Genomic DNA, 26,917 nt, shown 5'->3' on the forward strand with positions numbered 1-26,917 from the left:
AGTCTTTCTGGGCGTACTGGCGGCAGATCTCTTCGGTGCCGTCGGCCGACGCGTTGTCGGAGATGACCAGTTCGAAGTCCTCGTACGTCTGACCGTTGACCGTGATGTCGGCGGTGCCGTCGACGTGACCGAGGTTCAGTTGCACGCCTTCGGCCGGGTTGGCGTGCCAGCCGTCGGGCAGCGTGGTGTTCGCGCTGTACGTGCCCACGCCGGACTCGCCGTTCAGCTGCGTGATGTCGCGCCAGTCCTTGAGCCGGAACTGCTGGAACTGCGAATCACCCAGCCCGTTGGGAATCGAGACCGTCGCGCTGCCGGTCGGCGTCACCGTCTTCACGGTCAGCCCCCACGTGCTCCACTGGTCGATGGTGGAGGGCCGGCTGGACGGAATCCCGGACAGCGGCTTGTCGTCGTCCGTGCGCACCACGGCGTTGACGTCGGTCTTGCGGCCGTTGGAAAGCTGGAACGTCTGCCCACCGGAGTCGGTCGCCCGGAACACGATCTTTCCGTTGCTCACCAGGAAGGACCCGTCTTCGGGCAGACTGCCGGTGACGTGGACGGCCGGCTTGGCGTTCGTGTTGATCGCCATGACCTCGGCTTGGCCGCTCTGCAGGGTCACCGGAACGCTGGTGCGTCCGTTGCCGGTGGCGTACTGGGCGATCGGCGAAATCGAGCCGTCCCAGAGGTTCATCTCAGCGGGCACACCCTGGACACCGAACGACGGGGTGAAGGTGACCGGGTGGTCGGAGGGGTTGTAGAAATAGACGTACGCGCCACCCTTGACCTCACGCCACTGGGAGAGGATCTGGGTGCCGCCCGACGCGACCCGCGGAACGAGGCTGAGCCTCTTCAGCGCGCCGGCGGCGTCGTTCTGCGTCGCCACCTTCGTCGCCGAAGGCAGCCGCAGCGTCGCCGCCACGTTGTTCCTGACGTCCGCATCGCCCATGGCGCCGCTGGCGTACGTGGTGTCGTGGTCGGGGAGCGAGCCCACGAACACGACGCGAACACCGGCCTTCGCGGCCCGCAGCACGGCGGCCGAGGCGTCGCTGGTGATCGACCGCTGGTCGATCACCAGCGCTCGGTAGCCGCTGGTACCGCCGAACAGTTCACCGTGGTCCGGCCGGGAGTCCTGGGCCAGGCCCTGCGGGTCGAGGTACTCGACGGAGTAGCCCTGCTCCTCGAGCCGCGCGGCGTCGAACGGCGACTGGTGGCCGCGCGGCGACAGGAAGGAATCGCTGTAGACCGCTACGTCGGTCTTCGCGGTGCCGGTCTCGAGGACGCTGGTGCCGCGCGCGAAGTAGCTGTTCAACGTCGACCAGCTCGACCACTGCGGGAAGTTCTTGTCGTTCCAGCTGTCGGTGACCGACTCGTTGAACCGCGTCGTGCCGGGCCAGGCGGCGTCGGGCGTCTGGAGGGCGAAGCCGTGGATGAACGGCTGTGACACCCCCGCCGCCCACTCCTTGCCCATCAGGTCGCGGTAGTCGTCGAGATTCATGCTGTACGCCGGCTTGAAGAACGCCCCGAGCTCCACGCTCAGCAGGTCACCGCCGCCCTGGTGCACGCCGGACGCGATCGTCTGCTGGAAGGCGAGCGAATTGCGCCAGGCCGGGTCGTCGGGCGAGATTGGCAGGTTCTCGCCGGCGTCAAGCGACTCCGTCTCGGACCTCGCGCCGAAGTTCTGCAGCGAGCGGAAGCTGCGGATCGGTTCGAGGTCCTGCAGGTACGCGGCCTGGGCCTTGTACTGCATGCCGTACTGCTTCGCCCAGTCCTGGAACACCTTGAGGTGGTCGGCGATGTACAGGTCGGTGAGCGTCTCGTAGTAGTCGTGGCGGACCTTGCTCGCCGAGCCGTCGGTGAGCGAGAAGTCCGGGGTGGGTTCCTTGGGCGGGACGGGGAAGTCCGACTCGCCCTGCACGAACATCAGCGGCAGGTACTTGGCCATGTCGTAGCCGCGCCGGCCGCGGAACTCGCTCTCCATCTTCGGGGTCCAGAAGATGGACGTGGCGTGCAGTTCGAGCGAGTCTTCGAACAGGTCGGCGCCGGCCTTCTTCAGCTTCGGCGCGTTGTCCTTGCCGATCTGGATCTGGTCGAGGTCCTGAGTCGCTTTGCGGGACGCGTCGGCGTCGAAGGGGTTCGTGTAGTTGCCCTTGTTCTCCCGTGACCAGAATGCGAACAGCTCCCAGTCGCCGCCCGCGGAGGGCGCTTTCCACGCGAGGGCGCCGTCTTTCACCTGCGCGGTGAGGTCGGTCAGGGACTGGGGGTCCAGCACCGTCGACTTGGCCGGCGGCTGCCCGGGCGTCGTCACGTCGGGTCCGGCGGACACGACGCGCGCCGCGGTGACCGCGACCAGCTTCGCGGCCTGGGTCTGCTGGGCGGCGTCGATCGCGGGAGGCACCGGCCCCGAGAAGCTCTGGCCACCCGTGACGTGAACCCGGCCGTACTGCAGCTCCTGCGACGCGAACCCACTGCTCACCCCGGTGCCGGGCGTCTGCACCGGCCAAGCGGCGCCCATCGTCATCGACACCTTGATGCCGAGCTGCGCGGCCTTGTCCACCACGTGGCCCAGGATCGTGCGCTGTTCGTCGGTGGCCCAAGCGCCTGAGGAGAACGCGATCTCGACTTCGCCGAACCCAGCGTCGGCAATCACCTGCAACTCGCGCAGGGCCTCGGTGTCGTCGAGCGGCTTCTGCCACCACCAGCGCATCGCCGGCTTGAACCGCGTGTCCGGGTGAGCAAACTGCGCGGGGGAGAGCCCACCCGCCAGCGGCTGCAGCCCGTCGGTTCCTTGCGTGAGCTCAGTGGCCGCCTGTGCGGCACTGCGCAGATCCGACTGGGCGGTCCCGGTGGGCGCGAGAGCCACCAGCGCGGCAGCGGTCACAGCCGACACGCAGACGGTCAGCAACGACGATGTTCTCTTCGGTGGTTTTGCGAACACTTCACACCTCCATTGGTGCAGTGGTTGCGGCGTGGAGCGGGCCGTTGCGGAGATCGCACTCCACAACGGCCCGCTCGGATCAAAAAGGATTGATCAGCGCTGTGTCACCGTGATCTGGTATGTGCCACCGGGGACGGTGAGGACGACGGAGCCGCCGGACGTCTTCGCCCGGGAGTCGAAGTCCTTCGCAGCGCGGCCGTTGACGGTGATCACCGAATTACGGCCGACCGGAACCGTGATGGTGCCGGTGGTGTGCGCGGGGGTCTGCGCGGTGAGCGTGAACCGGCCGGACTTCGGGTCGGAGGTCCACTCGGTCTTGATGGTTCCGTAGGCGGTCGGCACGGCACCGCTCGCCCAGCGGACGGTCCCAGGGCGCGGAGCGATACTCCACGACTGGTAGCCGGCGCCCACGGCGGTCACGCCGAGGAGCTGTTCGGTCAGCTGCACGGACGGCGACGCGGCCCACCCGTGCGCCAGACTGGCCGTCGCGCGGTTGACGCCACCGGTGCTGTTCTTGAACTCCCAGAACGCGCCGGTGTAGAGGGGGTTGTTCTTGTCGATCATCGGCCCCCACGTGCGCCGCATGAGGTCCAGCGCGCCGGCGGTGTCGCCGGTGGCGAACCGGCCGGCCGTCTCCATCCCGTTGGCGAAGGGCTCGATGGTGTGCCCGGTCGGGTCCTGCAGCCCCGGGCCCATGATGGCGCCGTACGGAGTCCACAGTGTCTTCATGGCAGTGAGGACGCCGGCTTCCTTGCCCGCAGGCACGAAGCCGTACTGCAGCGCCAGCGCGTTGGCGTCTTCGACGAGCATGTCAGGCTTGCTGCTGCTCTGGCCGTACGCGCCCAGCGTGGGGTTCCACAGCTTGGTCATGACCGCGGTCTTGATGGCGTCCGCCTTCGCGTCATCGGCGTCGGCGAGGGCGGCGGATCCGACGGAGCGCTCGAGCCACGCCATGTCCTTCAAGAGGATGTAGTAGTCGATGCTGTACTTGGTGACCTCGCCGGTCTGGCTCGCCTGCCAGTAGTCGCGATCGTTGGAGACCACGAGGTTGTCGGCCGTGCGGAACGTGTCGTTGTAGGCGAGTTCCTTGCGCAGCGCGGGAAGCGCCGCGGCGATGTAGGCCTTGTCCCCGGTGTAGCGGAAGTAGTCGATGAACGCGCGAGCCCCGTAGCCGGAGTAGTTGTTCGAGTAGAACAGGGGCGAACCCGCGGGCGAGGTGCGCTTCGAGAAGTCCGGTGAGCCGGGGAACGCACCGTCCGCGCGCTGGGTGGCCAGCAGCGTGTCGAGCGACGATTTCACGTACGGCTCCCCGGCACTGCCGAGGCTCGTCAGCAGGGTGGGGATCTGGACGAGCAGGTCACCGGTCCACACGCTGCGGTCGCGCTTGGCGCCGTCGTAGATGCGAGCGTCGGGCAGGCTGTTCAGGCCCGGCGCCTTCATGTTCATCTGCAACGTGTACGCGCCGGAGTACCACATCCGGTTCAGCTGGTCGTCGCTCGAGAGGAACCAACCCTGGTAATCGGCGGGCGTGGCGCGGAACGCCTGGAAGTTCACGCCGAGGGAGGAGAGGCTGACGCTGCCGGGGGAGGAGACGGTGAGCAGGGCGAACCTGAAGCCACCGTGGAAACCGCCCGTGACTCGTCCTGCCCCGGTGGGCTGGAAGGTGTCCGGACCGCCGACGCCGGCGAGGCCGCGGGACTCGTCGGAGCTCGGCGCCCCCGGTGACGTGGAGACGGTGGTGCCCGCGACCAGATCCGTCGGCAGCGCGGGTGTGACGGTCACGGTCCGGGCCGTGCTGTCGAAGGCCGTGATCATGCGGGTGACGGGCTTGCCGCCGGCCGCGGTGAAGGTGATCGTGTTGCCGACCTCGAGGTTCGCCGCCGACGCCAGGGTGACCTGGGTGGCCCCGCCGGCCGCCGCGGCGGACACGGTCGTCGCGGCGGGCGTGCGGATGTACTGCCGCGCCTCGGAAGTGACCAGGGTCAGGGTGGGGGAGCCGGTGACCTTCGTGAGATCGAGGTACGGCGTCCCGCCGACCTCCTTGCCGAAGTCGAGCAGAATCGACGCCGGCGCGCCGCCCGCCTTGGTCGTGAGCGTCGTCGCGGGGCCGTGCGACTTCAGCAGGGACTGCGGGTGGGCGACATCACCGCGGCCTTCGGCTCCGACCGGGTGGACGTCAGGCGTTGACGGGCCGAGCACGTACGACTTCCAGGCGGAGGTGTCCAGGCCCGGCGCGCCGGCAGCGTGGAAGCCGATCGCATACGCCTGACCAGGGGTGGCGACGAGCGCGGGGGTGACGGCGGCGAGGACTCCGACGGCGGCCCATCGGCAAAGTGACGAGGTTCTGAATCGGGTGAATCGTTTCAATTCGACTGCCTCTTTCTCCCCGTTGAGCAGAGGGATCGGTGGGGACGGTGCGAACGAGCCGCGCCCTGGCGAGGGCGGACAGGGAAATCTTGAGGACCCTCCGGATGAAGGAGCAAGGATTTGTCCGGATCCGGACGCACGCGCGGTCCGGCCGACGTGGTGCGGGGCGAGCCGGCATCACCCGCACCTGCACTAACATGGACTTGAAGCTCGTGCGGGGAGAGGAACAGTCGGCTGAACAGGATCACCATTCGTGACGTTGCGGAGCTGGCAAGAGTGTCCCCGGCCTCGGTCTCGAACTACTTCCACCGGCCGCGGAAGCTCTCCGAGGGCACGCGCCAGCGGATCCGGCAGGCGGTCGACACGCTCGGCTTCGTGCCCAATGACGCCGCGCGCACTCTGCGGACCGGCGTCAGCCCGGTCATCGGTTACATCGCGTTTGAGCTGGCCGGCGCCACCACCCCGGAGATCGCCGCCGCCATCGAGCAGCGGGTGTCGGCCGAGGGCATGTACATGCTGATGGCGAACGACACCGGGTCCGAGCAGCGCGAACGCAGCTACCTGCAGCTGTTCGCGAAGCAGCAGGTGAGTGGCGTGATCATCGCCCCCGTGGGCAATGTGGAGGCCGAGCTGGCCCGCATGCGCGCCATCGGCATCGCGAGCGTGCTCAGCGCGCGCAGAGCAGAATCCCCCGCTCAGGCGTCGGTGTCGATCGACCACGTGGCCGGCGGCAGGCTGGCCGCCGCGCACCTGATCGAGCAGGGACGCAAACGCATCGGCTTCGTCTCCTCGTCACTCGAGCTCAAGCAGGTCGCCGACCGGCTCAACGGTGCGCTGTCCGCCGTCCATGGGGCGCCCGGCGTCACGCTTGAGGTGATCCCGGTGCCGGAGCGCTCGGTCGAAGCCGGGATCGCCTGTGCGGAGGCGCTCGTGAGACGCCCGGCCACGGAACGCCCCGACGCGTTGTTCTGCGCCAACGACCTGCTGGCCATCGGCGTCGTGCAGGCCTTCGTGGCGGCGAAGGTCGTCCGCGTGCCTGCCGACATCGCCGTGGTCGGGTATGACGACATCGAGTTCGCCCGGTCCACGATTGTGCCGCTGACCACGATCAGCACTCCGCAAGCGGAGTTGGGGGCCGCCGCGGCGGATTTGCTCTTCTCCGAGATCGACGCGCTGAACTCCGCCGGCAACGCGTCCGGCGGTCTGCCCAGGCCGCAGATCGAGTTCTCCCCTGAGCTGGTCGTGCGGGCGTCCACCGTCGCGCAGTGACGTCCGCCTGCGGACGGCCCGGCGTTATTGAATCGTTTTACCTTCTCACGCATCCCAACCTTGACGATACCCAGAGCTCATGTGGTGTGATGCCTCCCGCGTCGAGGTAAAACGTATTACCACCGGCGTGCTGCTTCGACGAAGAAGGAGACCTCATGGCCGAGAACACCGCCGCGGGAACCGCCGTGCTGCAAAACAGACACTGGATGCTCGCGGTCGCCGCGGGAATGGCGTCGCTCCTGGACTCCGGGGCGATCATCTCGGTGGGCCTGGGCCTGGCGCTGTGGAAGAAGGCGTTCGAGCTCGATGTGTGGACCGTCGGCGTGCTCGGCTCGGCGTTGACGTTGTTCATCGCCGTCGGCTCACTGGCCGGTGGGCGCCTGGCCGATCTCGTGGGTCGCGGCCGGATGTTCTCGCTGACGATCCTGCTGTACGCGGCCGCGGCAGTGACCGTGGCGCTGGCCCCCAGCGCACCCGTGCTCGTGACGGGCGTGATCGTGCTGGGTATCGCGGCCGGCGCCGATCTGCCGACCTCGCTCGCTGTGCTCTCTGAGCGGGCTCCCGCAGGAACGCAGGGCCGTCTCGTCGCCTTCACCCACGTCATGTGGACGATCGGTGTCGTGATCGCGACCCTGCTGGGCTTCGCCGTGTCCGGCCTGGGTGTCCCCGGCATCAGCCTGATCTTCGGCATCCTCGCCGTGCTGGCAGTGGCCACGTTCGTGTTCCGCTCGTTCTACCGGCCCTTCCGCCGGCTCGAGCGGGAGGCGCAGGTCCGGTACACCGCGGCAGGCGTGGATCCTGGCACGGCCTTGCCGCTCGGAGCCTTGCTGCGCAACCGGACTTCGCTCCTGCTGATCGCGCTGACCGCACTGTTCTACCTGTTCTTCACCTTGGTGGCCAACACCTTCGGGTCGTTCAAGACCTACTTCCTCGTCACCGTCGGCGGTACGACGCAGACGGTCGCGACGGGGCTGTCGTTCGGCACCACGCTGGTCGGCCTCGTCGGCACGATCGTGTTCACCCGCATCGCGGACACGAAGTGGCGCAGCCGGTTCTTCGCGGCGGGCGTGGTGGTCTTCCTCGCCTGCCAGCTGCTGATCGCCGTCACCGGCGGCGTCGTGCTGCCGGCGATGATCGCCGCGTTGGTGCTGTACAACGTCTCGTTCCCCTTTGTGGGCGAAGCCCTCTACAAGATCTGGACCCAAGAGTCGTTCCCGGTCAACGCCCGCGCGACTGTGCAGGGCTTCACGATCGCGATCGCCCGATTCATCGCCGCGGCCTTCGCGCTCGTCACGCCCGCGCTGATCGCGTGGAGCCCGGCCGGCCTGTACTACCTGCTGGCCGTCTTCTCGCTGGTGTCCGGCCTCGTCGGAATGCTCATCATCCGTCGGCTGCGCACCGGTTCCGGCCCAGCGCCGGCTTCGCCGTCCAAAACCAGCGCCCTCACCGCCAAGGAGGCTCTTTGATGACGAGTGATGCTCTCGTCACAGTCAACGCTCCCCGGATCGGCTCGTCTGCCGAACCGTTCGTCGCGACCGCGTCCCCGCGGCTGTCGTGGACGACGGTGGCCGGCACGGACAACTGGGTCCAGGCGAGCGCGGAGGTCGAGCTCACCCTCGGCACCGCGCGCACGGTCGCGACGATCGAGGGCGACGAATCGGTCCTTCTCGCGTGGCCGTTCGCGCCGTTGCAGCCGCGCGAGACCGCCGGTGTCCGGGTGCGGGTGCGGGGAACCGACGGGTCGGTGTCGCCCTGGAGCGCGCCGACCGAGGTGACGGCCGGGTTTCTCGATGCCTCCGAGTGGCGTGCCCGGTTCGTCGGGTCCGGTTCGGACGAACCGCAGCTGTTGCGTACGAGGTTCGAGGTACGTGGTCCGGTCCGGCGGGCTTTCCTCTACACAACGGCCTTCGGAGCCTACGACGTCCGCCTCAACGGGGCCGCGGTCGACGACGCGGTGCTGAAACCAGGCTGGACGAGCTACCAGCGGCGGTTGCTGTTCGACGTCACCAACGTGACCGCGCACCTCCGGCAGGGGGCCAACACCGTCGGGATCGAGCTGGCCGGTGGCTGGTACACCGAGGCGTTCGGGTTCCGCGACCGCGCGCGGCGGTTCTACGAAGGCAACCCGGCGGTCGCGGCCCAGCTGGTGATCGAGTACGAAGACGGCACTGCCGACACGGTGATCACCGACGAGAATTGGCGGTGGTCGTTCGGACCCGTTGTGGCGGCGAGCATCTACCAGGGCGAGACCTACGACGCGCGGCTGAGCGACCCGGAGTGGGCGAGCCCCGGGGCGTACGACACCTGGAGCCCGGTGGTGCCGGTCGAGGTTCCGGATGTGCGGCCGGAGCCCCGGACGAGCCCGCCGGTGCGCGTGATCGAGCGCAGGGAGGTCGTGCAGGTCCTCACCACGCCGGCCGGCAACACCGTGCTCGACTTCGGCCAAAACCTCGTCGGCTGGGTGAGGATCGCCGTCACCGGCCCTCGGGGACACACCATCACCCTGCGCCACGCCGAAGTTCTCGAGCACGGTGAGCTCGGAACGCGGCCACTCCGTAACGCCGCCGCCACCGACCGGTACACGCTGCGCGGCGACGGCGAGGAGACTTGGGAGCCGAAGTGGACCTTCCACGGGTTCCGGTACGTCGAGATCCACGACTGGCCGGGTGAGTTCTCCCCGTCTGCGATCTCAGCCGCGGTGGTCCACACGGACATGCCGCGCACCGGCGGGTTCTCGACCTCGCACGCGCTGCTGAACCGGCTCCACGAGAATGTCGTGTGGGGGATGCGCGGCAACTTCCTCTCGATCCCGACCGATTGCCCCCAGCGCGATGAGCGGCTCGGGTGGACTGGAGACATCCAGGTCTTCGCACCGACGGCGTCGTTCCTCTTCGACTGCAACGCGTTCCTGCAGTCCTGGCTGGAGGACGTGCGCCTGGAGCAGAAGGCGGCCGACGGCGTGGTCCCGATGGTGGTTCCCGCGGTGATCCCCCAGGTGCCGGGGCAGCTGGAACCGGTCGCCGCGTGGGGTGACGCGATCACCGTGGTGCCGACCGTCCTCAGTGAACGTTTCGGTGACGACGGTGCACTGTCCGACTCCTTCGACGCCATGAAGTCCTGGGTGGACACGGTCACCGCGCGCACCGGAGGAAATCCTTTGTGGGAGAGCGGTGTCCAGTTCGGTGACTGGCTCGACCCGGACGCCCCACCGGACCAGCCCGGCCGTGCCAAGACGGACCCCGGGCTGGTTGCCACCGCCTACTATTTCCGGTCCGCCGAGCTCACCGCGAGGGCCGCCGCGCTGCTGGGCAATGCCGAGGACGCCCAACGCTACGGAGAACTGGCCGCACGCATCGGCGAAGCGTTCCGCAACACGTACGTCACGACCGCGGGGCGCATGATGTCCGACGCGCCGACGGCCTACGCGGTCGCGATCGCCTTCGGCCTCGTCGAGGGCGAGCAGAAAGCCGCGATGGGGGAGCGGCTGCGTCACCTCGTGCGGGCATACGGCTATCACATCGCGACCGGGTTCGTGGGCACCCCGATCATCTGCGACGCGCTGACCGTGACCGGCCACGTGGACACCGCGGCACGCCTGCTCGCCCAAACGGAGAGCCCGTCCTGGCTCTATCCCGTCACGATGGGCGCCACCACCATCTGGGAGCGGTGGGACTCCATGCTGGAGGACGGCTCGATCAACCCGGGCCAGATGACGTCCTTCAACCACTACGCGCTCGGCGCCGTCGCGGATTGGCTGCATCGCGTCGTCGCCGGCTTGGCGCCGCAGGAGCCCGGGTACCGGCGCATCCGCGTCGCGCCGATCCCGCTCGATTTCCTGGACGACGCGTCGGCCTGGCACGAGACACCGTACGGGCGCGCGTCGTCGGCCTGGCACCGCGACGGCGAGCTGGTGCGGTTCGACATCGAGGTGCCCGCCAACACCCGCGCCCTCGTCCGGTTGCCCTCCGGCGCGGAACACGAAGTCGGCAGCGGCACCCACACCTGGACCGAGCGGCACCCCCGGCGCCGCCGAACCCGCGCGGAACTCGGGCTGGACAGCGACCTGGCCACCATCGTCGACGACGTCGAGGCCTATCGCGCCGTGATGGGGGCGATCAGCGCGATCGATCCCGGCCGAGCCGCCGCGTTCCGGCGAACGACGAGGTGGACACCGGGGCGTTCGCTGCGTGATCCTCTCAGCCACACCCCGCTCGATGTGGTGTACGCCATCGCGAAGGCGCTTGTGGCGCTCCCTGCGGGCGAGCTGTCGTGACATCGGGGCCGGCGACCGGTCCGCGTCCTGGATCGGCCGGGTCGCTGGGACCGATTCGCGCACTTCGTCGAAGTGCCGACGGGAACAGGCCCGGGGGAGTGCCTCGTGCGAGTGAGCGTCTACAGTGGACGCCTCCGCTGGCGGACACCCGGCGACCCCGGAACGACCGATGCCCGACGACGCAGGGTCGCCGCGGCCGGTTCGGGGGACAGCGCTGCGGGACGGCGTCGAGGAGGCGGGTGTGCGGGCGCTCGGGGCGGAGACGCTGCCCTCGCCGAACCTGGTCGCCGGTGCCGGCGGTCGGATCGGCTGTTCGTTGACCACGCCGATTTCGGGATCACCGGCGTAGCTCTATAGGATCTCAGCCGTATCGGCCAGTTGCTCGGACACCCGGCGAGTTCGTGTCCACTGTGGAGTTTCCGTTGATCAAGGCGTCGCGATCCCCCCGGCCGCTCCACCTCCAGCCCGACGACCAGCTCCTTCCCGGGGCGCGCCATGTTCTCGCACAGCCGCGCGTCGCGCCCGTCGTCCACCCCGAACACGGCCAGCTCCGGATACCGCGATTCGGCTTCGCGGCGCGGCATCCCGCGCCGCACCCCGCGGCTGCGCGCCACCGCCGTGCACGCGACGACACGATTCGCGAGGAACCCCCGCGGCCGGCCGGGTCAAGGGAGCACCTGCCGCCGCTGTCGTCGGTGGACCTGTCAAGTCGGTGCCTCGCTGGCCGACGTGTCGCCGGCGCTCGCGCGGGAGGTCGCCGCGTGGGGTTCGGCGAGATCTACGCGCGGCCGCAGCCCGCACACCGCGACCGGAAGGTCAGCCCCACCAGCCACAACACCAGTTGCGAGACAGCCCTTAGACGCTCTGCGCTGCCGCGGGCGCCATCACGGTCGGTTTCCTCGCTCTCGTCAGCCGCAGGAGCCGCCGGGAATAGTGCGTTGGCCTCTCTGCGCGGGTGACCAAGAACGCCGGCGTTGAGCAGGACGTGGCCGGATCCTGTCTCGGTGGTTCACACGGCCGGCAAGCTGCCGATGCGCGCGCGGATCGTCGCGGCCGCGGCCACCTCGCGGGCCGCGGCGCAGCCCGTCACGCAGGTCGCCCACAACGCACCGGCCGCTCCGCCACCGGATCCCCGGCCGCTCCGCCACCGGATCCCCGGCCGAGCAAGGAAAACCACCGTCCGGACCGGCTCCGCTCCGGACCGCCCGAGCCGCCCAGGCACGTGTTCGTGGCTGTGGTTACCCGGTCACTGCTGACCTGTCGCAGCCGTGCAGTCCGCGATGATGTCCGCGACGCGGGCCGGCGCCGACACGAACGCTGAATGCGCCGTGGACAGCTCGAAGACCGTCGTGGGGTTCGAGGGGAACGCCGTGTCCGCCTGGGCGATGAAGAGCCGCTGGAGACCGGCCGGAAGGGTGCTGACCGGCTTTCCCTTGCCGACGCTTTCCAGTTGCGCCACCAGAAGGTCGGCGACGGCGTCCAGCCCGACGCCCGAGACCGGCGACGCCTCCGTGGCGTAGGCGACCGAGGCGAACGGACGTCGGCCGGCGGACGCCGGAGAGGTCGTGTGGAGACCGTGCGCCGCCATGTCGACCGCGACCGCAGTGCGGCCCCGCCCCGCCAGTTCGGCGATCACCTCCGTCCAAGCCCACGCTCCGTGGTAGAAGCCGTGCAGCAGAACGACCGGCTCGTTCGACATGAATCCTCACTCTCGATGCGGGGGTAACGAGGACATTCCGCCGGAAGGTACCGAATCCGCGCCCTTCGGGGTCATCGTCATCCGACTGCCGCCTGCGTCCGCGGCTCCTGTTCACGGCCCACTGTCCACTCACGACCCCTGCTGGCTCCTGCTGGAGGCGACGGCCGGACTGCCCTCCACCACTCCTGACCGCCGCAGGCGGGGTTGCCACGCAGTTCGAACGGACCGTGCGGCTGCGGCGCGGTGGTGGGTCAACGTTGCGCCTTGCCCGGTTCAAGTCAACTGACTGTGCGGATGACCGCGGCTCCGGTCGACCGCGGCCGGCCGCGAAGACCGGCGGATGCGGAACGGGCACGGCACCGGCGCGGGGCGGGCACGCGCCGCCACGCGCGGCCGAGCTGCGGAGACACCGAAACCTGTCGAACGACTGCCCGAAACGACGCGACGGCACCGAATCCTTGTGGCCATCCGACGGAAGCGGGCGGGCAGAGCCGCGCTGGATCCTGGGGGCCCCGCCGCGGGACGTGTGCGCGACCCGCACCGAGGCGGCTTTCGGGGAGCGCCGGTCAGGCCTGCTCCGGTGAACAGAGCGTCCTAGTCCAAGGGAAGGTCCGCATGAATGATTTCTCCGCCAACGAGGCCGAGACGATCGTGCTGGTTCACGGCCTGTGGGTGAATTCGCGCAGCTGGGAGGGTGGAAACACCATTACGAGGGTCGGGGATACCGCGTGCTCGCCCCGGCCTGGCCGGGGCTCGACCGCGAGGTGGAGGAGCTTCGGCGTGACCCCACAGGGATCGCGGGAGTCGGCCTTCGCGAGGTGGTCGACCACTACGAGAACATCATCCGCGCGCTGGATCGACCGCCGATCATCGTGGGCCACTCGTTCGGCGGCACCATCGTCCAGATGCTGCTCGACCGCGGGCTGGGCAGGGTCGGTGTCGCGATCGACTCGGCGGCCGTCAAGGGCGTCCTTCCGCTGCCGCTGTCGACCCTCAAGTCGACCTTCTCGGTCCTCGGGAACCCGGCCAACAAAAACAAAGCGGTCTCGCTGACGCCGGAGCAGTTCCACTACGCCTTCACCAACACGCTCACCGAGAGCGAGTCCGCTGCGCGCTACGAGCGGTATGCGGTCCCTGGCTCGGCCCGCGTGCTCTTCCAGGGGGCGTTCGGCAACTTCAATCCCCGCGCCGCGACCCGGGTCGATTTCCGCAAGCGCCAGGCCCCGCTCCTGTTCATCGCGGGGGAGGCCGACCACCTCGTGCCGCCCAAGGTCAACAAGGCCAACTGGCGGCTCGCCGGCAAGTCCGCGGCCCTCACCGAGTACCAGGAATTCCCGGGGCGCTCGCACTTCATCATCGGCCAGGACGGCTGGCAGGAAGTCGCCGACTACGCGCTGAACTGGGTCGAGGAGCACGCCCCCGCCCGGGTGTGACGGCGACGCCTGCGCCCGCCTCGGCACAACGCCGGCTCCGGGCGCGGGGTGGTCGCCTCCGGACCCACCACCACGAACCCCCGCGGGCAGACACGTCTGCGGACAGCAATGACAACCTTTTCGAACAAGGAGAAACCGTGCGAAAACGTCGTGTTTTCCGCTCCGCCGTCCTCGGCGCGACCGGGATCGCCCTCGTCGCCGGCGTGACCACGCTGGCATCGGCCGCACCGGCCCCCCAGGCCGCGCCTGTCGCGCTCTCTCACCCGGCCAAGGCTCCGAAGCCGACGATCGTCCTCGTCGACGGAGCCTGGTCGAACTCCCAGAGCTTGGGCGATGTGACCAGGTCCCTGCAAGCGGCCGGCTACCCGGTCGTCGCCCCGCCGACGGCCCTGCGCAGCCTCTCCGGCGATTCCGCCCTGCTGGCTTCCTACCTCCAGACCATCCAGGGCCCGATCGTCCTGGTCGGGCAGTCCTACGGCGGAGCCGTCATCACCAGTGCCGCCACGGGCAACCCCAACGTCAAGGCTCTGGTCTACATCTCGGCCTTCGAGCCGGACATGGGTGAAAACATCACGGCCCTGACTGCGCAATTCCCGGGCAGCCACATCACCACCGATCCCACCGCGGTGCCTCCCACCGCCCTCAGCCCCGTACCCGTCCCCTACCCCAACCCCGACGGCAAGCCCGAGATCGAGCTGTACGCCAAGGCGGCTCAGTACCGGGACCTGTTCTTCAGCAACCGCGTCTCCACGGCCACCGCCGCGGAACTCGCCGCTACGCAGAACCCCGTCGCCTCGACGGCCCTGGGCGAGAACCTCACCGGCGAGCCGGCCTGGAAGAAGATCCAATCGTGGACCCTCGTCTCCACCGACGACCACTTGATTCCCCCGGCCGCCGAGCGCTTCATGGCCACCCGCGCCCACTCCCACATCGTCGAGGCCAACACTCCCCACGCAGCACAGGTGACCAACCCGGGGATCGTTGTCAACCTCATCGAACGGGCCGTCGCAGGCACCCTGTGACGTGACCCGGACGACACCGCCGGTCGGCCCGGCGGTGTCGTCCGGTACCGGCCGGGTTATTCCGGCGTTCGTTCGGAGGAGTCGGAACCGGTCCCGCCGCGCCACGACCGTGGCGAACTGCCATAGGCGCGAGAGAAGGCCCGGCTGAAGGCGGCTTCGGGTGTAGCCCACGCGGGCCGCAATCCGGCCGACCGGGACGGCCGTGCCGCGCAGCAGGTGCGCCGCGTGGCCCAGCCGGCACCGCAACACGTACGAACCGGGCGTTTCCCCGACCGACTCGGCGAATCGCGTCGCGAACGCCGAACGCGACAGCGACGTGAGCCGCGCCAGCTCGTCGACGGGCCAGTCACGACCGGGGTCTCGGTGGATCGCGGTGAGGACCGGTGCGAGCACCGGGTCCAATGCTGCCGTCAGCCAGCCGGCGTGGCGCACATCGCCGGATGAGGCCCACGACCGCAGCGACCAGATGAAAAGCAAATCGAGTGCTCGGGACACCATCACGCGGGCGCCGGGTGCCGGGTGCGTCACCTCGGACATGAGCAGCTCCTTGATCGGCGGGAGCCACGCCGCGGATCCCGGGCCGCCACGGATCACGATCGCCGGCGGCAGAACACCGAGCAGCGGCGCGGCGACCACCGTCTCGACGAGGAACTCCCCGGTCACCCAGCTCGCGTGCGGCGTCGCCCGGACGAGGTGGGCATCCCCCCGCACGAGCAGCACCAGGTCCCCTGCGCCCAGTTCCACGCTGTTTTCGCCCGCGACCTCGACGCTGAGCCCGCCCTCCTCGACGATGTGCAACAACCTGGCCCCGGCCGGGTGCCGCTCACGCGGGTTCGACCGGCGGCGCACATCGCCGCCCTGCAGGTGAATCGCCTGCAGCACGTCCGAGAGCGCATCGTGCTCGCCGTAAGCCGGCGGCTGTGGAGAATCGGCAAAGTCTTCCGGATCTTGAGCCATGTTTTTGTTCGAACCTCCATCTAGGCTGCGACGCTGAATGGGCGAGTGGTTCCGCACGAGCGGCCCCAGCGCTGCCGACAGAGGAGCCAGGATCATATGACATCGGATCATTTCACGCGATCTAATCCAACCTTGGACGATCCAGCTGCGGATGATACCGTCTGGCAGTGTCTCCGAAGAACGAACGCCGTGGCGCGTTGCCGCCACCCGACGCCACTTCGGCGAGCGGTGACCTGACCTGGCTGGCTCATCGGGCGGCCGCAGCGCTCGGCGACGCGTTCAACGAGGTCTCGCGCGATGCGGGGTTGAACGATCTGCGCGACTGGCTCGTTCTCGAACTCATCAGCAAGGGCCCGGAGCGGACGCAGTTGGAGATCGCCACGGAGCTCGGTGTCGACAAGACCACGTTGGTGTCGATTCTCGACCGGATGGAGCGCGACGGGCTCGTCGTCCGCGAACTCTCCGCTCGTGACCGGCGCGTGCGCCTTCCCCGGGCAACCGCGAAAGGCATCGAGGTGAAAGAGCAGGTCGCCATCGCTCGCGATACGGCGATCATGCATCGGCTGTCCTCGATTCCCACCCGTGACCACGCGAAATTTCACGCGATGCTGTGGAGCATCGTCCAAAATTACTGAAAGCCCAAACGTGGAACGAGTGCTTTAACGCCAGGAGTGCACGATAACTGACGTCAGCACTCCGCGTGGCCAGGGTGAAGGATTCGTACGTTGACAGCCAGAAGTGAATACCGGGGAATCGCTTGTGGACAGTCCGATCCGCCAGGTCGCGCACCAGGCCGGGAAGTCTCGGCGGCCCGCGTGGGCGGGGGAGCGTGATCCAGTGGGCGACAACGGTCTCTTCGAACACAGCGGTGTCGATTTCCTCGTGGGACGCGGCGTGGCGCTCGAGCGCATCCGCGGCTTCCTCGACGCCACAGATCGTGGTGGAGCGCTCCTGTTGTCGGGGGCGGCGGGGGTGGGGAAGACCGTACTGCTCAATGCCGTGGCGGAAGCGGCGGTCGCGAGCGGCTCGCGGGTCCTGCGTGCCGCGGGGGTCGAGTTCGAGGCCGACGTGAGCTATTCGGGGCTGAACCAGGTCCTGTTCCCCCTCTACGAGGCGTTCGGGGAACTCGAGAAGCCGCATACCGATGCGCTGCAAGTCGCCCTGGGCTTCGGGAGCGGAGCACCGCCGGAACGGCTCGTCGTGTCCAACGCGACCCTCATGCTCCTGCGGCACGTGGCCAAGGCCGGCCCGCTGCTCCTGATCGTCGACGACCTGCCGTGGCTCGATCGAGCCAGCGCCGCCGTACTGGGCTTCGTCGCACGCAGGCTCAACGGCACCCGCGTCACCTTCCTCGGCGCCATGCGCTCGGGAAGTGAGACCTTCTTCAACCGCGGTGGCCTGCCCGAGTACGAGGTGCCGCCGTTGGACGGAGAGTCCTCACAGCTGCTGCTCAACAGCCGATTCCCGACGCTGGCCGCTCGAGTGCGTCAGCGACTGCTGTCGGTGGCCGAGGGGAACCCGCTGGCCCTGCTCGAGTTGCCCACGGCGCTGAGCGGGCAGCAGCGCGTGGCCCTGGAGAACCTTCCCGCAGTGCTCCCGCTCAGCCAGCGGCTCCAGGCGCTGTTCGTCTCCCGGGTGTCTGTCCTCTCACTCGCCGCACGGCGGCTGTTGCTGCTCGCGACGCTGGAGGGAACGGGCAACCTCGCGGTCCTGCAGGCATCGGCGCGGCAGGCCGGCTACGAATCCGACCTCGAAGACCTCGCCTCGGCCGAGCAGGATCGGCTGGTGGCTTTCGACGAGGGCACGCGCCGCCTCGTTTTCCGGCACCCCTTGATCCGCTCGGCGGTCGTGGACGCTTGCACGAGTGCCGAGCGCCGAGCGGCTCATCGAGCGTTGGCCCAGGTGCTGGTGAGCCACCCCGAGCGGCGGGCCTGGCACCTCGGCGAAGCGTCCGTCGAGCCGGACGAGCAGGTGGCCGTCCTGCTGGAACAAGCGGCGCGTCGCATCGCCGCCCGCGGAGACGCCGTCGGTGCGGTGGCGGCGCTGGTGAGGGCCGCCGATCTGAGTCCCCACGGCTCGGCTCGCGCTCGCCGGCTCGCCGAGGCCGCCTACGTCGGCGCCGACGCGACCGGGCAGCTCCGCAACGCCTCGGAGCTGCTCGAAGGCGCCCGCTTGGCCGACCCGGAGCTGATGGGTTCCCTCCACTTCTCGGCGGCTGCTGTCTTCCTGATCATCAACGGCGACGGGGACATCGACACCGCCCACCGGCTGCTCGTCGGCGCCGTCGAGTCCGGCATGCACCACTACGACGCCCAGGACGGCGCCCTCATCGACGCGCTCCACCTGCTGCTGCTCCTCTGCTTCTACAGCGGCCGTGCGGAGCTGTGGGATCCGTTGTACGCGACGCTCCGACGCCTGCGACCGGAGCCACCCGCCCTGCTGTCGGTGGCCGCCAAGACCTTCTCCGACCCGGTCCGTTCCGGTGCCAGGGCTCTGGACCAGCTGGAATCCGTGCTCAGCGACCTGCAGAAGGAAACCGACCCCGGCCGGATCGTTCGCGCCGGTACCGGCGCGCTCTACGCCGATCGCCTGGCAGATGTCCGCGAGCCGTCGTGGCGAGTCGTTCTCCAAGGGCGCGACGGCGGTCCCCCGCGCCGGCACGTCGGCGCGCTGATGCACCTGTGCCTCGACGACTACCTCACCGGCAGGTGGGACGAATGCCTGGAACTGGCCGACGAGGGAACCCAGGTGTGCCAGGACTCCGGGTACCACTTCTTCACCTGGTACTTCTGGTACTGCCAAGCCGTCGTCGCCGCGGCCCGCGGCGACGACGAAGCGGTCGACCGCCTGACCGACCAGATCATTCGCTGGGCCACACCCCGGGGAGTGGGGGCAGCACTGCACTACGCCCGGCACGTCCGCACCGTCGCCGAATCCGGCCGCGGTGACTTCGAACGCGCTTATCGGAACGCGACGGCCCTGGGCCCAGCGGGTACGTTCGCCTCCCACGTGCCGCACGCCATGTGGGTGGCCTTGGACGTCGTCGAAGCCGCGGTACGGACTGACCGGCACAGCGAGGCCGCAGCTCACGTACGGGCCATGCGGGAGGCCGACATCGGTGCGCTGTCCCCGCGGCTCAGCCTGCTCGCCGCCGGTTCGGCGGCGCTGTGCGCCACCGACGACGACGAGGCGGTGCGCCTGTTCGAGGAGGCGCTGGAGAGACCGGGCGTCGAAAGATGGCCGTTCGATCTGGCCCGTGTGCAACTGGCGTATGGGGAACGGCTGCGACGCGCCCGGGCCAACGCCGACTCCCGAGAGCCGCTGCGTCTGGCGTACGACGCCTTCACACTGCTCGATGCCGGGCCCTGGGCGGACCGTGCCGCCAAGGAGCTCCGGGCCACCGGATGGGGCGCGCCGAGAACCACGGCGAGTGGGGAAGTGCTCACGCCCCAGGAGCGGGAGATTGCGGATCTCGCGGCTTCCGGCTTGAGCAACAAACAGATCGCGGAGCGCTTGTACCTTTCGCACCGGACCATCGGCGCACACCTGTACCAGATCTTTCCGAAGCTCGGGATCACCTCCAGAGCTGCACTTCGCGACGCGCTCGCGGCGCTCGAGGAATGACACCGCTCCATTGATGAACGGCGAGTCGGCGAACCGCTCGTCGACGCGGCCAGGTCGACCGCCTACCACACGGCGCCCTGGCCGGACGCGGCGCTGGGCCGGCCGGGAGCGGTCCTCAGTGGACGGGTGCCCTTGGGGCTGCCGACGACGGCAGTGATGGCCTGGGCCGCGAGGGCGACCTCCGCGCCCGTGAGCGCGTGCTCGGCCAGCTTCGAGTCCACCCGGTGGACCAGGCCCGGGTATCGGCCCTCGTAGGCTTGAACCGTCTCGGCGTCGTCCGGATGGAAGATGCGCACGCGCGGGCCGGTCTCGGGGACCAGGAATCCGGGGACGACGATCGTGGTCTCGACCCCGAATTCGGTCAGCTCCCGGGCGTAACTCGCCGCGAGATGGTCGATCATCGTGACCGCTTCGGAGTGCAGCGCGAGGTAGGGAACGCCCTCGGCTTCGTGGTTCGTCGGCACCACCCACACCAGCAGGCCTTCCTGTCGCTCGCGCATCTGCGGCAGCACGGAACGGTTGACGCGCTGAGTGGACAGCACATGCGCGTCGTAGACCTGCGCCAGCTGGTAAGGGGTGAAGGATTCGAGCGGCCCGCGAGGCACCGGGCCGACGGCGTGGACCACTGCGTCGATCCTTCCGGCTTCCGCCAAGATGTGGCCGACCGCGGTCGAGACCGAGCGCTGGTCGGCCAGGTCCAGCGAAATGGGGCGCAGGCGCGTGCCGTGGCCGCTCGGCTCGGCGAGGCGGCCGGCCGGGTGGACGACAGCCGGGCTGATCCCTGCGTACGCGGTGTGGCCTGAACCGGCCAGCGCGTTGGCGGTGGCAGCTCCGAGGTCACTGGAAGCCCCGGTAACAAGGACGATCTGTGACATGGTGCTCCTCGTTACTCTTCGGCAGATCATGGAAGCGGAGCGGCGCCCGAGAACGGTCGGCACGGGCTGGCCCACCAGCACCAGCTCACTCCCGGCTGTCCCATCAGTGTCGGCATGACGAAATCCGTTCGCGTAAGTCGAATGACTGTCAGCGAGACTGTGGCTCATTGATCCGGCCCCGAGCACGTGAAATGCTCAGGCGCGCCGATTGCACGGTGACGGGCAAGGGGATTTCCGTCGATCGCCGCCCGAATCGGTTCAGTGTGCGCGTAGATCATCACGAAACCTGATTTCGTCAGCTCGTCCTGACCGCGCCGACCTGCGGACGAAGCGTGGCACGGAGGAATGACTGCCTGGCGTGGAGTGTCGCGCTGCGCGGCGGTGGTCTTCCGACGGAAGCGGCTCCCCGCCGATCCCGGCGAGGCTGTCGAAGAGCGCCAAGAGGCGAATTCCCCTCGACGGGCGCGGAATCACCGCGCAAGAAAGGCAAGACATGGCAGCGAGTTTTGTGCAAACACCGGGGGAGACGGTGGACGTCGGCGGAACGCCGTTCGCGTACCGCGAGCTGGGTCCGACCGCCGGCGTGCCGCTGGTGCTGCTGAACCACATCACCGCGGTGCTCGACGAATGGGACCCCGCCGTGGTCGACGGCTTCGCGGCTGAGCGACGCGTCATCGCGGTGGATCTCCGGGGCGTCGGCGGCTCCGGCGGCACCACCCCCGACAGCATCGAGGCGATGGCCGCCGACACGGTGGCCTTCCTCGAGGCTCTCGGGCTGGACACCGTCGATCTTCTGGGCTTTTCCCTGGGTGGCATGGTGGCCCAGTCGGTCGCCCAGCAGCGACCCGATCTGGTCCGTCGGATCGTCCTGGCCGGCACCTCGCCCGCCGGTGACGAAGGGCCTGCCGGCTGGGGCGCCGGGCTGCAGAGCGCGTTCGGGAAGTCGGCCGCTGAAGGCAAGCACCCCAAGCACTATCTCTTCTTCTCGCCGACGCCCCGCAGCCAGGCCGCCGCGGATGGTTTTCTCGCTCGCCTGGACGAGCGGACCGACGACCGCGACACGCCCGTGACGGACGAGACGATCGGTGCCCAGCTGACCGCGGCCACCAAATGGGAGCAGGGCACCTCACCCGCCGGGCTGGCCGATGTGGACAAACCCGTCCTGGTCGTCAACGGCGACAACGACATTCTGGTGCCGACGATCAGCTCGTTCAACCTCGCGCGGATGCTGCCCAACGCCACGTTGAGCATCTACCCGGAAGCGGGCCACGGCGCGATCTTCCAGTACCACGAGCTGTTCGTTCAGCAGGTGCTGGAGTTCCTCCGCGACTGACAGGCCGCCACGGTGCCGTCGGCGATCGGCACCGTGGCCGCCATCCTCGCTTGTCTCACCGGTTCCCCCGACAACACCCATGACCATCGAAGGACGGCAACGCGATGCCCGCCAGCGATTCCCATTCAATCCAGACTTTCGCGCACGACGTGCTCCGCCTGGCCATCCCCGTCACGACGACCTTTTCGGAATTCCGAGACGATTACGAACGCGCGGTGCCGGTACTCGACGCTGCTCGAATCGAGCAGTTCAAGAGGGAACGGGCCAGCTGGGACGTCGTCCGGGAGGCTACTGAGGAAAACGCCCCGCACAGCTTCATTCGGTACTGGGGCACCGATGTCGGCTCTCTGATGGAATTGGCCGCCGAATCGCGTCCGTGCGCGGAGTACCTGATGGGCAATCACGTCTTCGCCCAGCGCATGTTCCGGCACGACCCCTCGGTGATGCTCTATGCGCCACTGCGCACCGCGATCTACGTGGACCACGACGACCGCACCTGGTTCACGATCGACCAGCCCAGCACCCGATTCGACAGCTTCCACGATCCGCGCATCGCGCAGGTCGGGCGAGAACTCGACGCCAAGCTGGCCGCCCTCCTTAACCACCTCGGCCTACCGGTGCCGACCGAATTGATCACTGACGCCCACCACAACTGACGATCAGCGAGCAATCCGGAACGACCCTGCGCGGGAGTGTCGTGGATGTCGGCGATTTCGCCGGTCTCGCGGGCCGAGGGCTTTGCGACGATCAGGAAAGCCGGTGCGTGGGTTGTGCCGTCGGGAGGCGTTCCTGATGTGCGGGGGACTGGGTGCGGCCCGGCAGACGCACCAACCGCGGCGCGGTCCCGCGCGACCTGGGTCACCTGTTTCTACGCAATCCTCCCGTCTGGCATGGCATCACCCGCCGGTGGAGGGAGTGCCTTTCGCTGGGCGACGGCTGGATGGTCGTCGCCCAGCGTCGCACCTTCGCTTGTCGGCAGCGCGATGCAGGTGGATCTCAGCTCCCAGGCGGCGTTTAGGTGAACGGGCGGACCGGATGCCGGCGGCATGGTCGGCAGGTGACTGGGAAGATGGCGAGCAGTTGCCCTATCTGAACCCGGTGTCGTGTCGGTTCCGGCCGGATTGGTGGGCGACAATACAACGAACATGATCACGGCCAGCGCAGCGAGGACGATGGCTCCGACCAGTAAAAGCCCCGATCGTGAAGTCACGCTGTCCCCTCGTGTAGACGACGCGTCGTGACGGGTGGGGCAGTGTTGCTCCCATAGCTGATCTTCATCGCCTGCCGATTACACGAAAATTGAAACGGCAGCCGACGCGTAAGACTGAAGCCGGCGAGTCGGGTGGTTCGTGGAAGCCACCTGGTAGCGGTGTGGCGCGTTGGCGTCCGCGAGAGGCGCCGGGCGACCTCGTCCCGACCCGAGACCTTGGCGAACAGACCCGCCGACTACTCCGTCGCCAGCAGCTTCACACCGCTCGAACTCGTCAACACGGCTTGGTCCGGAATGCGTTCACCACAAGGACCCCGCGTGCGCGTCGCGTCGTTGGCGGAGGGCCATCGAAGGCGGCGACGTGGGCCCGATGCTCGAGTTGCTGCGTGTGCCTGCGCCGGCCCGCCGGGACCTGGCGCTTGGAAGAGGTCCATGACCGCCGCTTTCACCGTCGCGTGCGCGCTTGGTCGGTCCCACCTGAACCGTCCCGTCTGCGATCTCGCCCACCAGCCACGGTGATGCGCACGTTGTTCTCACAGCGGACCGCTCCAGGTCGTTGTCAGTCGAAAGCCACGTCTTTCAGCTCAAGCAGCTGTGCGACGCGTTTTGACGTCCTCGGGTGGCGATCGCCAGTAGGCGTCGTGCCCGTGCGCACGATGACGAGTACGGCGCCTTCTTCCTCACCCTTGATCTGATGGTATGCGCAGGTGAAGCGAGCCAGTCGGCGCCTCCGGCAAGAGTTCCGCGGTCTTGCGGGGGAGTTCGCCCCGGTCGATGCCGCGCTGGATGACTGCGCCGACGCGGGCGAGGCGGGCAGCGAAAGACTGCTGCAGCGCTGGCTGGGGAGACGGGTCGCAGACCAGCTTGAAGAAGCAGCCCGCAAGCCGGTCAGCCTCGACCGAGCCCACGAACGCCAACCGGTCGGACTGTCAACCTCGGCCTGCCGATCATCGTCGACCGAAGCCCTACACCGACCTGGGACCATTCAGCTGACGCTTGGCAGGAGGACCGGACTGTCCACATCGGACAAAGTCCGGTCCTCTGTGTAAATGCGACGATCAGCTGGCGCGAATCATGTCCTGGGACCAGCACGGGCGCGTGCGGGATAACGCGCTGCGCATATGAGACCAGCTCGTACCCTTCAGGAAAAACACGCCAGCCTGCCGCTACCCGGCCCCAAGGGTTTCACCGGCCGGCTGCCCTGCGACCGGCGGTCCGGAAGGCGACGGCGGGGTGGGGTCGGCGAGAACCGGGTCGGCGCCGCCCTGGTCGAGTCGGAACGGCGGATAGCGGTCGGTCATCAGCGCGGTGTAGGCGGCCACACGCAGCGCCCAGCGGTCGATGCCGAGCACGAAGTCATACAGCGACTTCGGGTAGCGGCCGGTGAACAGCAGCACAATCGCGGCGATCAGCAGGAGCAGCGTGACGAGGCCGGCACCGCTGGCGCCGGCGTTCCAGCCAGGGGCGGTGGTGGCACCGGAGCTTGCCCACAGTCCGCCGCCGACCAGGATCGACAGCACGATGAAGTGCGGCAGGGCCAGTAGCCACCACTTGACCAGCACCAAGCCGCGGGACAGCCGCTCGGGGTAGGGCACATCGAGGTGCGCCGGATAGTCGGCCACCTCGGCGAGGGTGAAGGTCGGATAGCGGTCGGTGCCCAGGGCGCCGTAGCCGTAGTAGTTCACCCGCCAGCTCCAGCGCAGCACGCCGACGTTGAAGTCGAACAACGGTCGCGGATAGCGCGCGGTGATCAGAATGGCGAAGAACGCGATCACGCTGACTACACAGAAGGCGACCCACAGGAAGAACAGCACGACGAAGTGCGGGATCAGCAGCAACCATTTGACCAGCCACAGGCCGCGGGAGCCCGACGGCTCGAGTGCCGCGTCGACGCGGACGGGGTAGGGCGTACGGGGATCGGTCATGGTGTGCTCCCTGTGGCGGGTGCCTGGGGGAGGACGGAGACGACGAGCTTGCCTCGGGTCTTCCCGTCGAGCAGGTGGCGGATGGCCGCGGCGACCTCGGCCAGTGGGTAGGTGCGGTCGATCACGGGGGTGAGCTTCCCGTCCTCGATGAGCGCGCCGAGCGCGATCAGGTCGACGGCGGTTTCCTTCGCGACGAAGGTGCCCAGCTGCTGGCGGACGAACAACGAAAGCAGCTTCGCCCGGATCTGGCGATCGCTGCCGCCGAGCAGCCGGCCGCCGCCCTCTCCGCCGACGATGACCAGTCGTCCCCGTGGTGTCAGAGCCCGCCGTAGATCGGAAAGCCGGGCGTTGCCGCCGATGTCGAGGACGACGTCGTAGCGGTGTCCGCCGTCGGCGAAGCCGGCGCGGGTGTAATCGATGACGTGGTCGGCGCCCAGGGCACGGACCATCTCCACCTTGCCGACGCTGCAAACGCCGGTGACGTCCGCGCCGAATGCCTTCGTGATCTGCACAGCGAACGTACCGACACCGCCCGAGGCGCCGATGATCAGCACTTTCTCACCGGCCCGGACGCGTCCGTGGTCGCGGACCGCCTGCAGGGCGGTTGCCCCCGAGACCGGGACGGCGGCCGCCTGTTCGAAGGAGAGGTTTGCCGGCTTCGGGGCGAGCTTGCCGGGTCGGGCAGTCGCATACTGCGCGAAGGTGCTGGTGGACATCCCGAACACCTCGTCGCCCGGGACGAAGCCAGTGACGCTGCGGCCGACCGCCTCGACCGTTCCGGCCAGGGCCCGACCTGGGTTGGCGTACTTCGGGGTGCGCAATCCGAAGCCTGCGAGCCGGATCGGATAGGGCAGGCCGGACATGATGTGCCAGGTGCCGCGGTCCACGCTGGCCGCGTGCACCCTCACCACGATGTCGTCGTCCCCCATGGTGGGTGTGTCGGTCTGCGTGACCCGGAAGAGAGCTTCGGGAGCGGAGCTGTAGTGGTCCTGCACGACCGCCGTCATCGTTGGCCCTCCGGTCTCGCGAGGGGGACCCCTGAGGTTCTCGAGCTGCGTTGTGCGCATCGTGACCCTTTCGCTTTTGTCGATCACTGGACGGTGTACATGATTTGTACGCCGTACAAAGAACCGTCTACCCTGCTGGTACCGAAGTCAAGAGGAAGAAGACACCATTGTCCGAATCAGGTCGGCGACGGCCTCGCGGTCCGCGGCGCGCCCTCACCGAGAACGAGATCCTCGACGCGGCGCTGAGTCTGCTCGACCAGGGCCCGGATGCGGCGTCCGTGCGGGCGATTGCCGCGCGGGTGGGCGTGGTCCCGAACGCGATCTACACCTACTTCCCGGACAAGGCCGCCGTGGTCGATGCGCTCGTCGAGCGGCTGCTCGGCGAGGTGGACCACGACGTCTTCGCCGACCGTGCGCAGCCCTGGCGCGAACGCGTGGAAGCACTGGCCCTGGAACTGCGAGCGAAACTGTCCGCACATCCGGGCGCGGTCAGCCTGATGGTCGGCAGCCGGATGGATGGACCCATCGCGCAGGCCCTCACCGAACGGCTCCTCCAGCTGCTGGCCGACGCCGGACTCGACGCCACCGACGCCGCGCGGGCGTCCTACCTGCTGTTCGTCTACATCTTCGGCTCACTCGTCCTGGAAGTCGCCGATGTGCAGCACAAGGTCCCGCTGCCGGCGGAGTCGGAACGGATCGCAACCCGCCAGCTCGCATTCTCGGCGAGACCGCCTGAACACTTCCCGCTCAGCGCCGCAGCGGCGGCAACAATGGCCGGCTACATCTCCACCGAGCAGTACCTCTGGGGCCTTCGCCGGATCCTCGAGGGCCTCGCCGCCCGCGTGGCTACGGGGCGGAAGTCCGTCGGATCCGGCTAAGCCGCTTCCCCTCGAGCCGGCGTTTGAGGAACATCGGAACTGTGATTCTTTGACCGGTGATCCGGCTGGGTCGGGTTGCTGCCAGGCTGACGCTGGCATCGGGGCATGACCCG

The 26,917-nt window shown here is 68.6% G+C and carries 15 protein-coding genes and 5 pseudogenes; 10 read left to right on the plus strand and 10 right to left on the minus strand.

Going from position 1 to position 26,917, the window contains the following annotated elements:
* The 3 genes and pseudogenes from AB0F91_RS44285 to AB0F91_RS44295 all read right to left on the minus strand — a co-directional run.
* A pseudogene (locus AB0F91_RS44285) lies at positions 1-94 on the minus strand (glycosyltransferase); the annotation flags it as partial.
* 633 nt (positions 95-727) lie between these two features.
* Positions 728-2,701, minus strand: a pseudogene (locus AB0F91_RS44290) (glycosyl hydrolase); the annotation flags it as partial.
* A gap of 324 nt (positions 2,702-3,025) precedes the next feature.
* Positions 3,026-5,299 (minus strand): alpha-L-rhamnosidase C-terminal domain-containing protein, encoded by a 2,274-nt coding sequence (locus AB0F91_RS44295; RefSeq protein WP_360608028.1) that lies wholly within the window; start codon positions 5,297-5,299, stop codon positions 3,026-3,028.
* Positions 5,300-5,548: 249 nt separating this feature from the next.
* Here AB0F91_RS44295 and AB0F91_RS44300 point away from each other — a divergent pair, with 249 nt between their 5' ends.
* The 3 genes from AB0F91_RS44300 to AB0F91_RS44310 all read left to right on the plus strand — a co-directional run bounded on the left by AB0F91_RS44300 (position 5,549) and on the right by AB0F91_RS44310 (position 10,841).
* A complete protein-coding gene (locus AB0F91_RS44300; protein WP_360608056.1) occupies positions 5,549-6,568 on the plus strand; it encodes a LacI family DNA-binding transcriptional regulator in 1,020 nt (339 codons plus the stop codon).
* Positions 6,569-6,723: 155 nt separating this feature from the next.
* Positions 6,724-8,034 carry an MFS transporter gene (locus tag AB0F91_RS44305; RefSeq protein ID WP_360608030.1) on the plus strand — a complete coding sequence of 437 codons (1,311 nt, stop codon included), beginning with the start codon at positions 6,724-6,726 and terminating at the stop codon, positions 8,032-8,034.
* Entirely contained in the window at positions 8,034-10,841 is a 2,808-nt protein-coding gene (locus AB0F91_RS44310; protein ID WP_360608032.1) for a family 78 glycoside hydrolase catalytic domain, read from the plus strand. The genes AB0F91_RS44305 and AB0F91_RS44310 overlap by 1 nt, the downstream gene beginning before the upstream one ends.
* Positions 10,842-11,287: 446 nt before the next feature.
* Here the strand turns inward: AB0F91_RS44310 and AB0F91_RS44315 are convergent.
* Positions 11,288-11,549, minus strand: a pseudogene (locus AB0F91_RS44315) (DNA polymerase Y family protein); the annotation flags it as partial.
* A 538-nt stretch (positions 11,550-12,087) separates the two neighbouring features.
* Complete coding sequence (locus AB0F91_RS44320; RefSeq protein WP_360608034.1) at positions 12,088-12,540, minus strand: alpha/beta fold hydrolase; 453 nt, start codon at positions 12,538-12,540, stop codon at positions 12,088-12,090.
* A gap of 728 nt (positions 12,541-13,268) precedes the next feature.
* Here AB0F91_RS44320 and AB0F91_RS44325 point away from each other — a divergent pair.
* Complete coding sequence (locus AB0F91_RS44325; protein WP_360608036.1) at positions 13,269-13,973, plus strand: alpha/beta hydrolase; 705 nt, start codon at positions 13,269-13,271, stop codon at positions 13,971-13,973.
* A 137-nt stretch (positions 13,974-14,110) separates the two neighbouring features.
* Positions 14,111-14,995: an alpha/beta hydrolase gene (locus AB0F91_RS44330; RefSeq protein ID WP_360608038.1), complete on the plus strand. Its 885-nt coding sequence runs from the start codon at positions 14,111-14,113 to the stop codon at positions 14,993-14,995.
* Between the two features lie 171 nt (positions 14,996-15,166).
* Here AB0F91_RS44330 and AB0F91_RS44335 read toward each other — a convergent pair.
* Positions 15,167-16,063 (minus strand): annotated as a pseudogene (locus AB0F91_RS44335) (AraC family transcriptional regulator); the annotation flags it as partial.
* Between the two features lie 56 nt (positions 16,064-16,119).
* On the opposite strand from AB0F91_RS44335, the gene AB0F91_RS44340 reads away from it, so the two are divergent.
* Entirely contained in the window at positions 16,120-16,587 is a 468-nt protein-coding gene (locus AB0F91_RS44340; protein WP_360608040.1) for a MarR family transcriptional regulator, read from the plus strand.
* A gap of 124 nt (positions 16,588-16,711) precedes the next feature.
* Positions 16,712-19,576: an AAA family ATPase gene (locus AB0F91_RS44345; RefSeq protein WP_360608042.1), complete on the plus strand. Its 2,865-nt coding sequence runs from the start codon at positions 16,712-16,714 to the stop codon at positions 19,574-19,576.
* 62 nt (positions 19,577-19,638) lie between these two features.
* Here the strand turns inward: AB0F91_RS44345 and AB0F91_RS44350 are convergent, their stop codons facing one another.
* On the minus strand, positions 19,639-20,451 hold the full coding sequence (locus AB0F91_RS44350) for an SDR family NAD(P)-dependent oxidoreductase (protein ID WP_360608044.1): 813 nt from the start codon (positions 20,449-20,451) through the stop codon (positions 19,639-19,641).
* 493 nt (positions 20,452-20,944) lie between these two features.
* On the opposite strand from AB0F91_RS44350, the gene AB0F91_RS44355 reads away from it, so the two are divergent.
* A complete protein-coding gene (locus AB0F91_RS44355) occupies positions 20,945-21,784 on the plus strand; it encodes an alpha/beta hydrolase (RefSeq protein ID WP_360608046.1) in 840 nt (279 codons plus the stop codon).
* A 104-nt stretch (positions 21,785-21,888) separates the two neighbouring features.
* Positions 21,889-22,440 carry a DUF302 domain-containing protein gene (locus AB0F91_RS44360; protein ID WP_360608048.1) on the plus strand — a complete coding sequence of 184 codons (552 nt, stop codon included), beginning with the start codon at positions 21,889-21,891 and terminating at the stop codon, positions 22,438-22,440.
* Positions 22,441-23,674: 1,234 nt separating this feature from the next.
* Here the strand turns inward: AB0F91_RS44360 and AB0F91_RS44365 are convergent.
* From AB0F91_RS44365 to AB0F91_RS44375, 3 genes and pseudogenes are all read right to left on the minus strand, one after another.
* Positions 23,675-23,911, minus strand: a complete 237-nt coding sequence (locus tag AB0F91_RS44365) for a hypothetical protein (protein ID WP_360608050.1) — start codon at positions 23,909-23,911, stop codon at positions 23,675-23,677.
* A 333-nt stretch (positions 23,912-24,244) separates the two neighbouring features.
* Positions 24,245-24,919 (minus strand): annotated as a pseudogene (locus AB0F91_RS44370) (DUF4389 domain-containing protein); the annotation flags it as partial.
* A complete protein-coding gene (locus AB0F91_RS44375; protein ID WP_360608052.1) occupies positions 24,916-25,782 on the minus strand; it encodes an NAD(P)-dependent alcohol dehydrogenase in 867 nt (288 codons plus the stop codon). The pseudogene AB0F91_RS44370 and the gene AB0F91_RS44375, both read right to left, overlap by 4 nt.
* A gap of 311 nt (positions 25,783-26,093) precedes the next feature.
* Between AB0F91_RS44375 and AB0F91_RS44380 the strand changes: the two genes are divergently transcribed.
* A complete protein-coding gene (locus tag AB0F91_RS44380; RefSeq protein ID WP_360608054.1) occupies positions 26,094-26,804 on the plus strand; it encodes a TetR/AcrR family transcriptional regulator in 711 nt (236 codons plus the stop codon).
* Positions 26,805-26,917 lie beyond the last annotated feature (113 nt).

Source organism: Amycolatopsis sp. NPDC023774, assembly GCF_040639695.1.
In the GTDB taxonomy this organism is placed as follows: Bacteria; Actinomycetota; Actinomycetes; order Mycobacteriales; family Pseudonocardiaceae; genus Amycolatopsis.

Excerpts from the sequence above, each read along its gene's own strand:
- AB0F91_RS44305 (WP_360608030.1), top strand. The coding sequence starts at position 6,724 with ATGGCCGAGAACACCGCCGCGGGAACCGCCGTGCTGCAAAACAGACAC.
- AB0F91_RS44310 (WP_360608032.1), top strand. The coding sequence starts at position 8,034 with ATGACGAGTGATGCTCTCGTCACAGTCAACGCTCCCCGGATCGGCTCG.
- AB0F91_RS44320 (WP_360608034.1), bottom strand. The coding sequence starts at position 12,540 with ATGTCGAACGAGCCGGTCGTTCTGCTGCACGGCTTCTACCACGGAGCG.
- AB0F91_RS44350 (WP_360608044.1), bottom strand. The coding sequence starts at position 20,451 with ATGTCACAGATCGTCCTTGTTACCGGGGCTTCCAGTGACCTCGGAGCT.
- AB0F91_RS44355 (WP_360608046.1), top strand. The coding sequence starts at position 20,945 with ATGGCAGCGAGTTTTGTGCAAACACCGGGGGAGACGGTGGACGTCGGC.
- AB0F91_RS44360 (WP_360608048.1), top strand. The coding sequence starts at position 21,889 with ATGCCCGCCAGCGATTCCCATTCAATCCAGACTTTCGCGCACGACGTG.
- AB0F91_RS44375 (WP_360608052.1), bottom strand. The coding sequence starts at position 25,782 with ATGTCCGGCCTGCCCTATCCGATCCGGCTCGCAGGCTTCGGATTGCGC.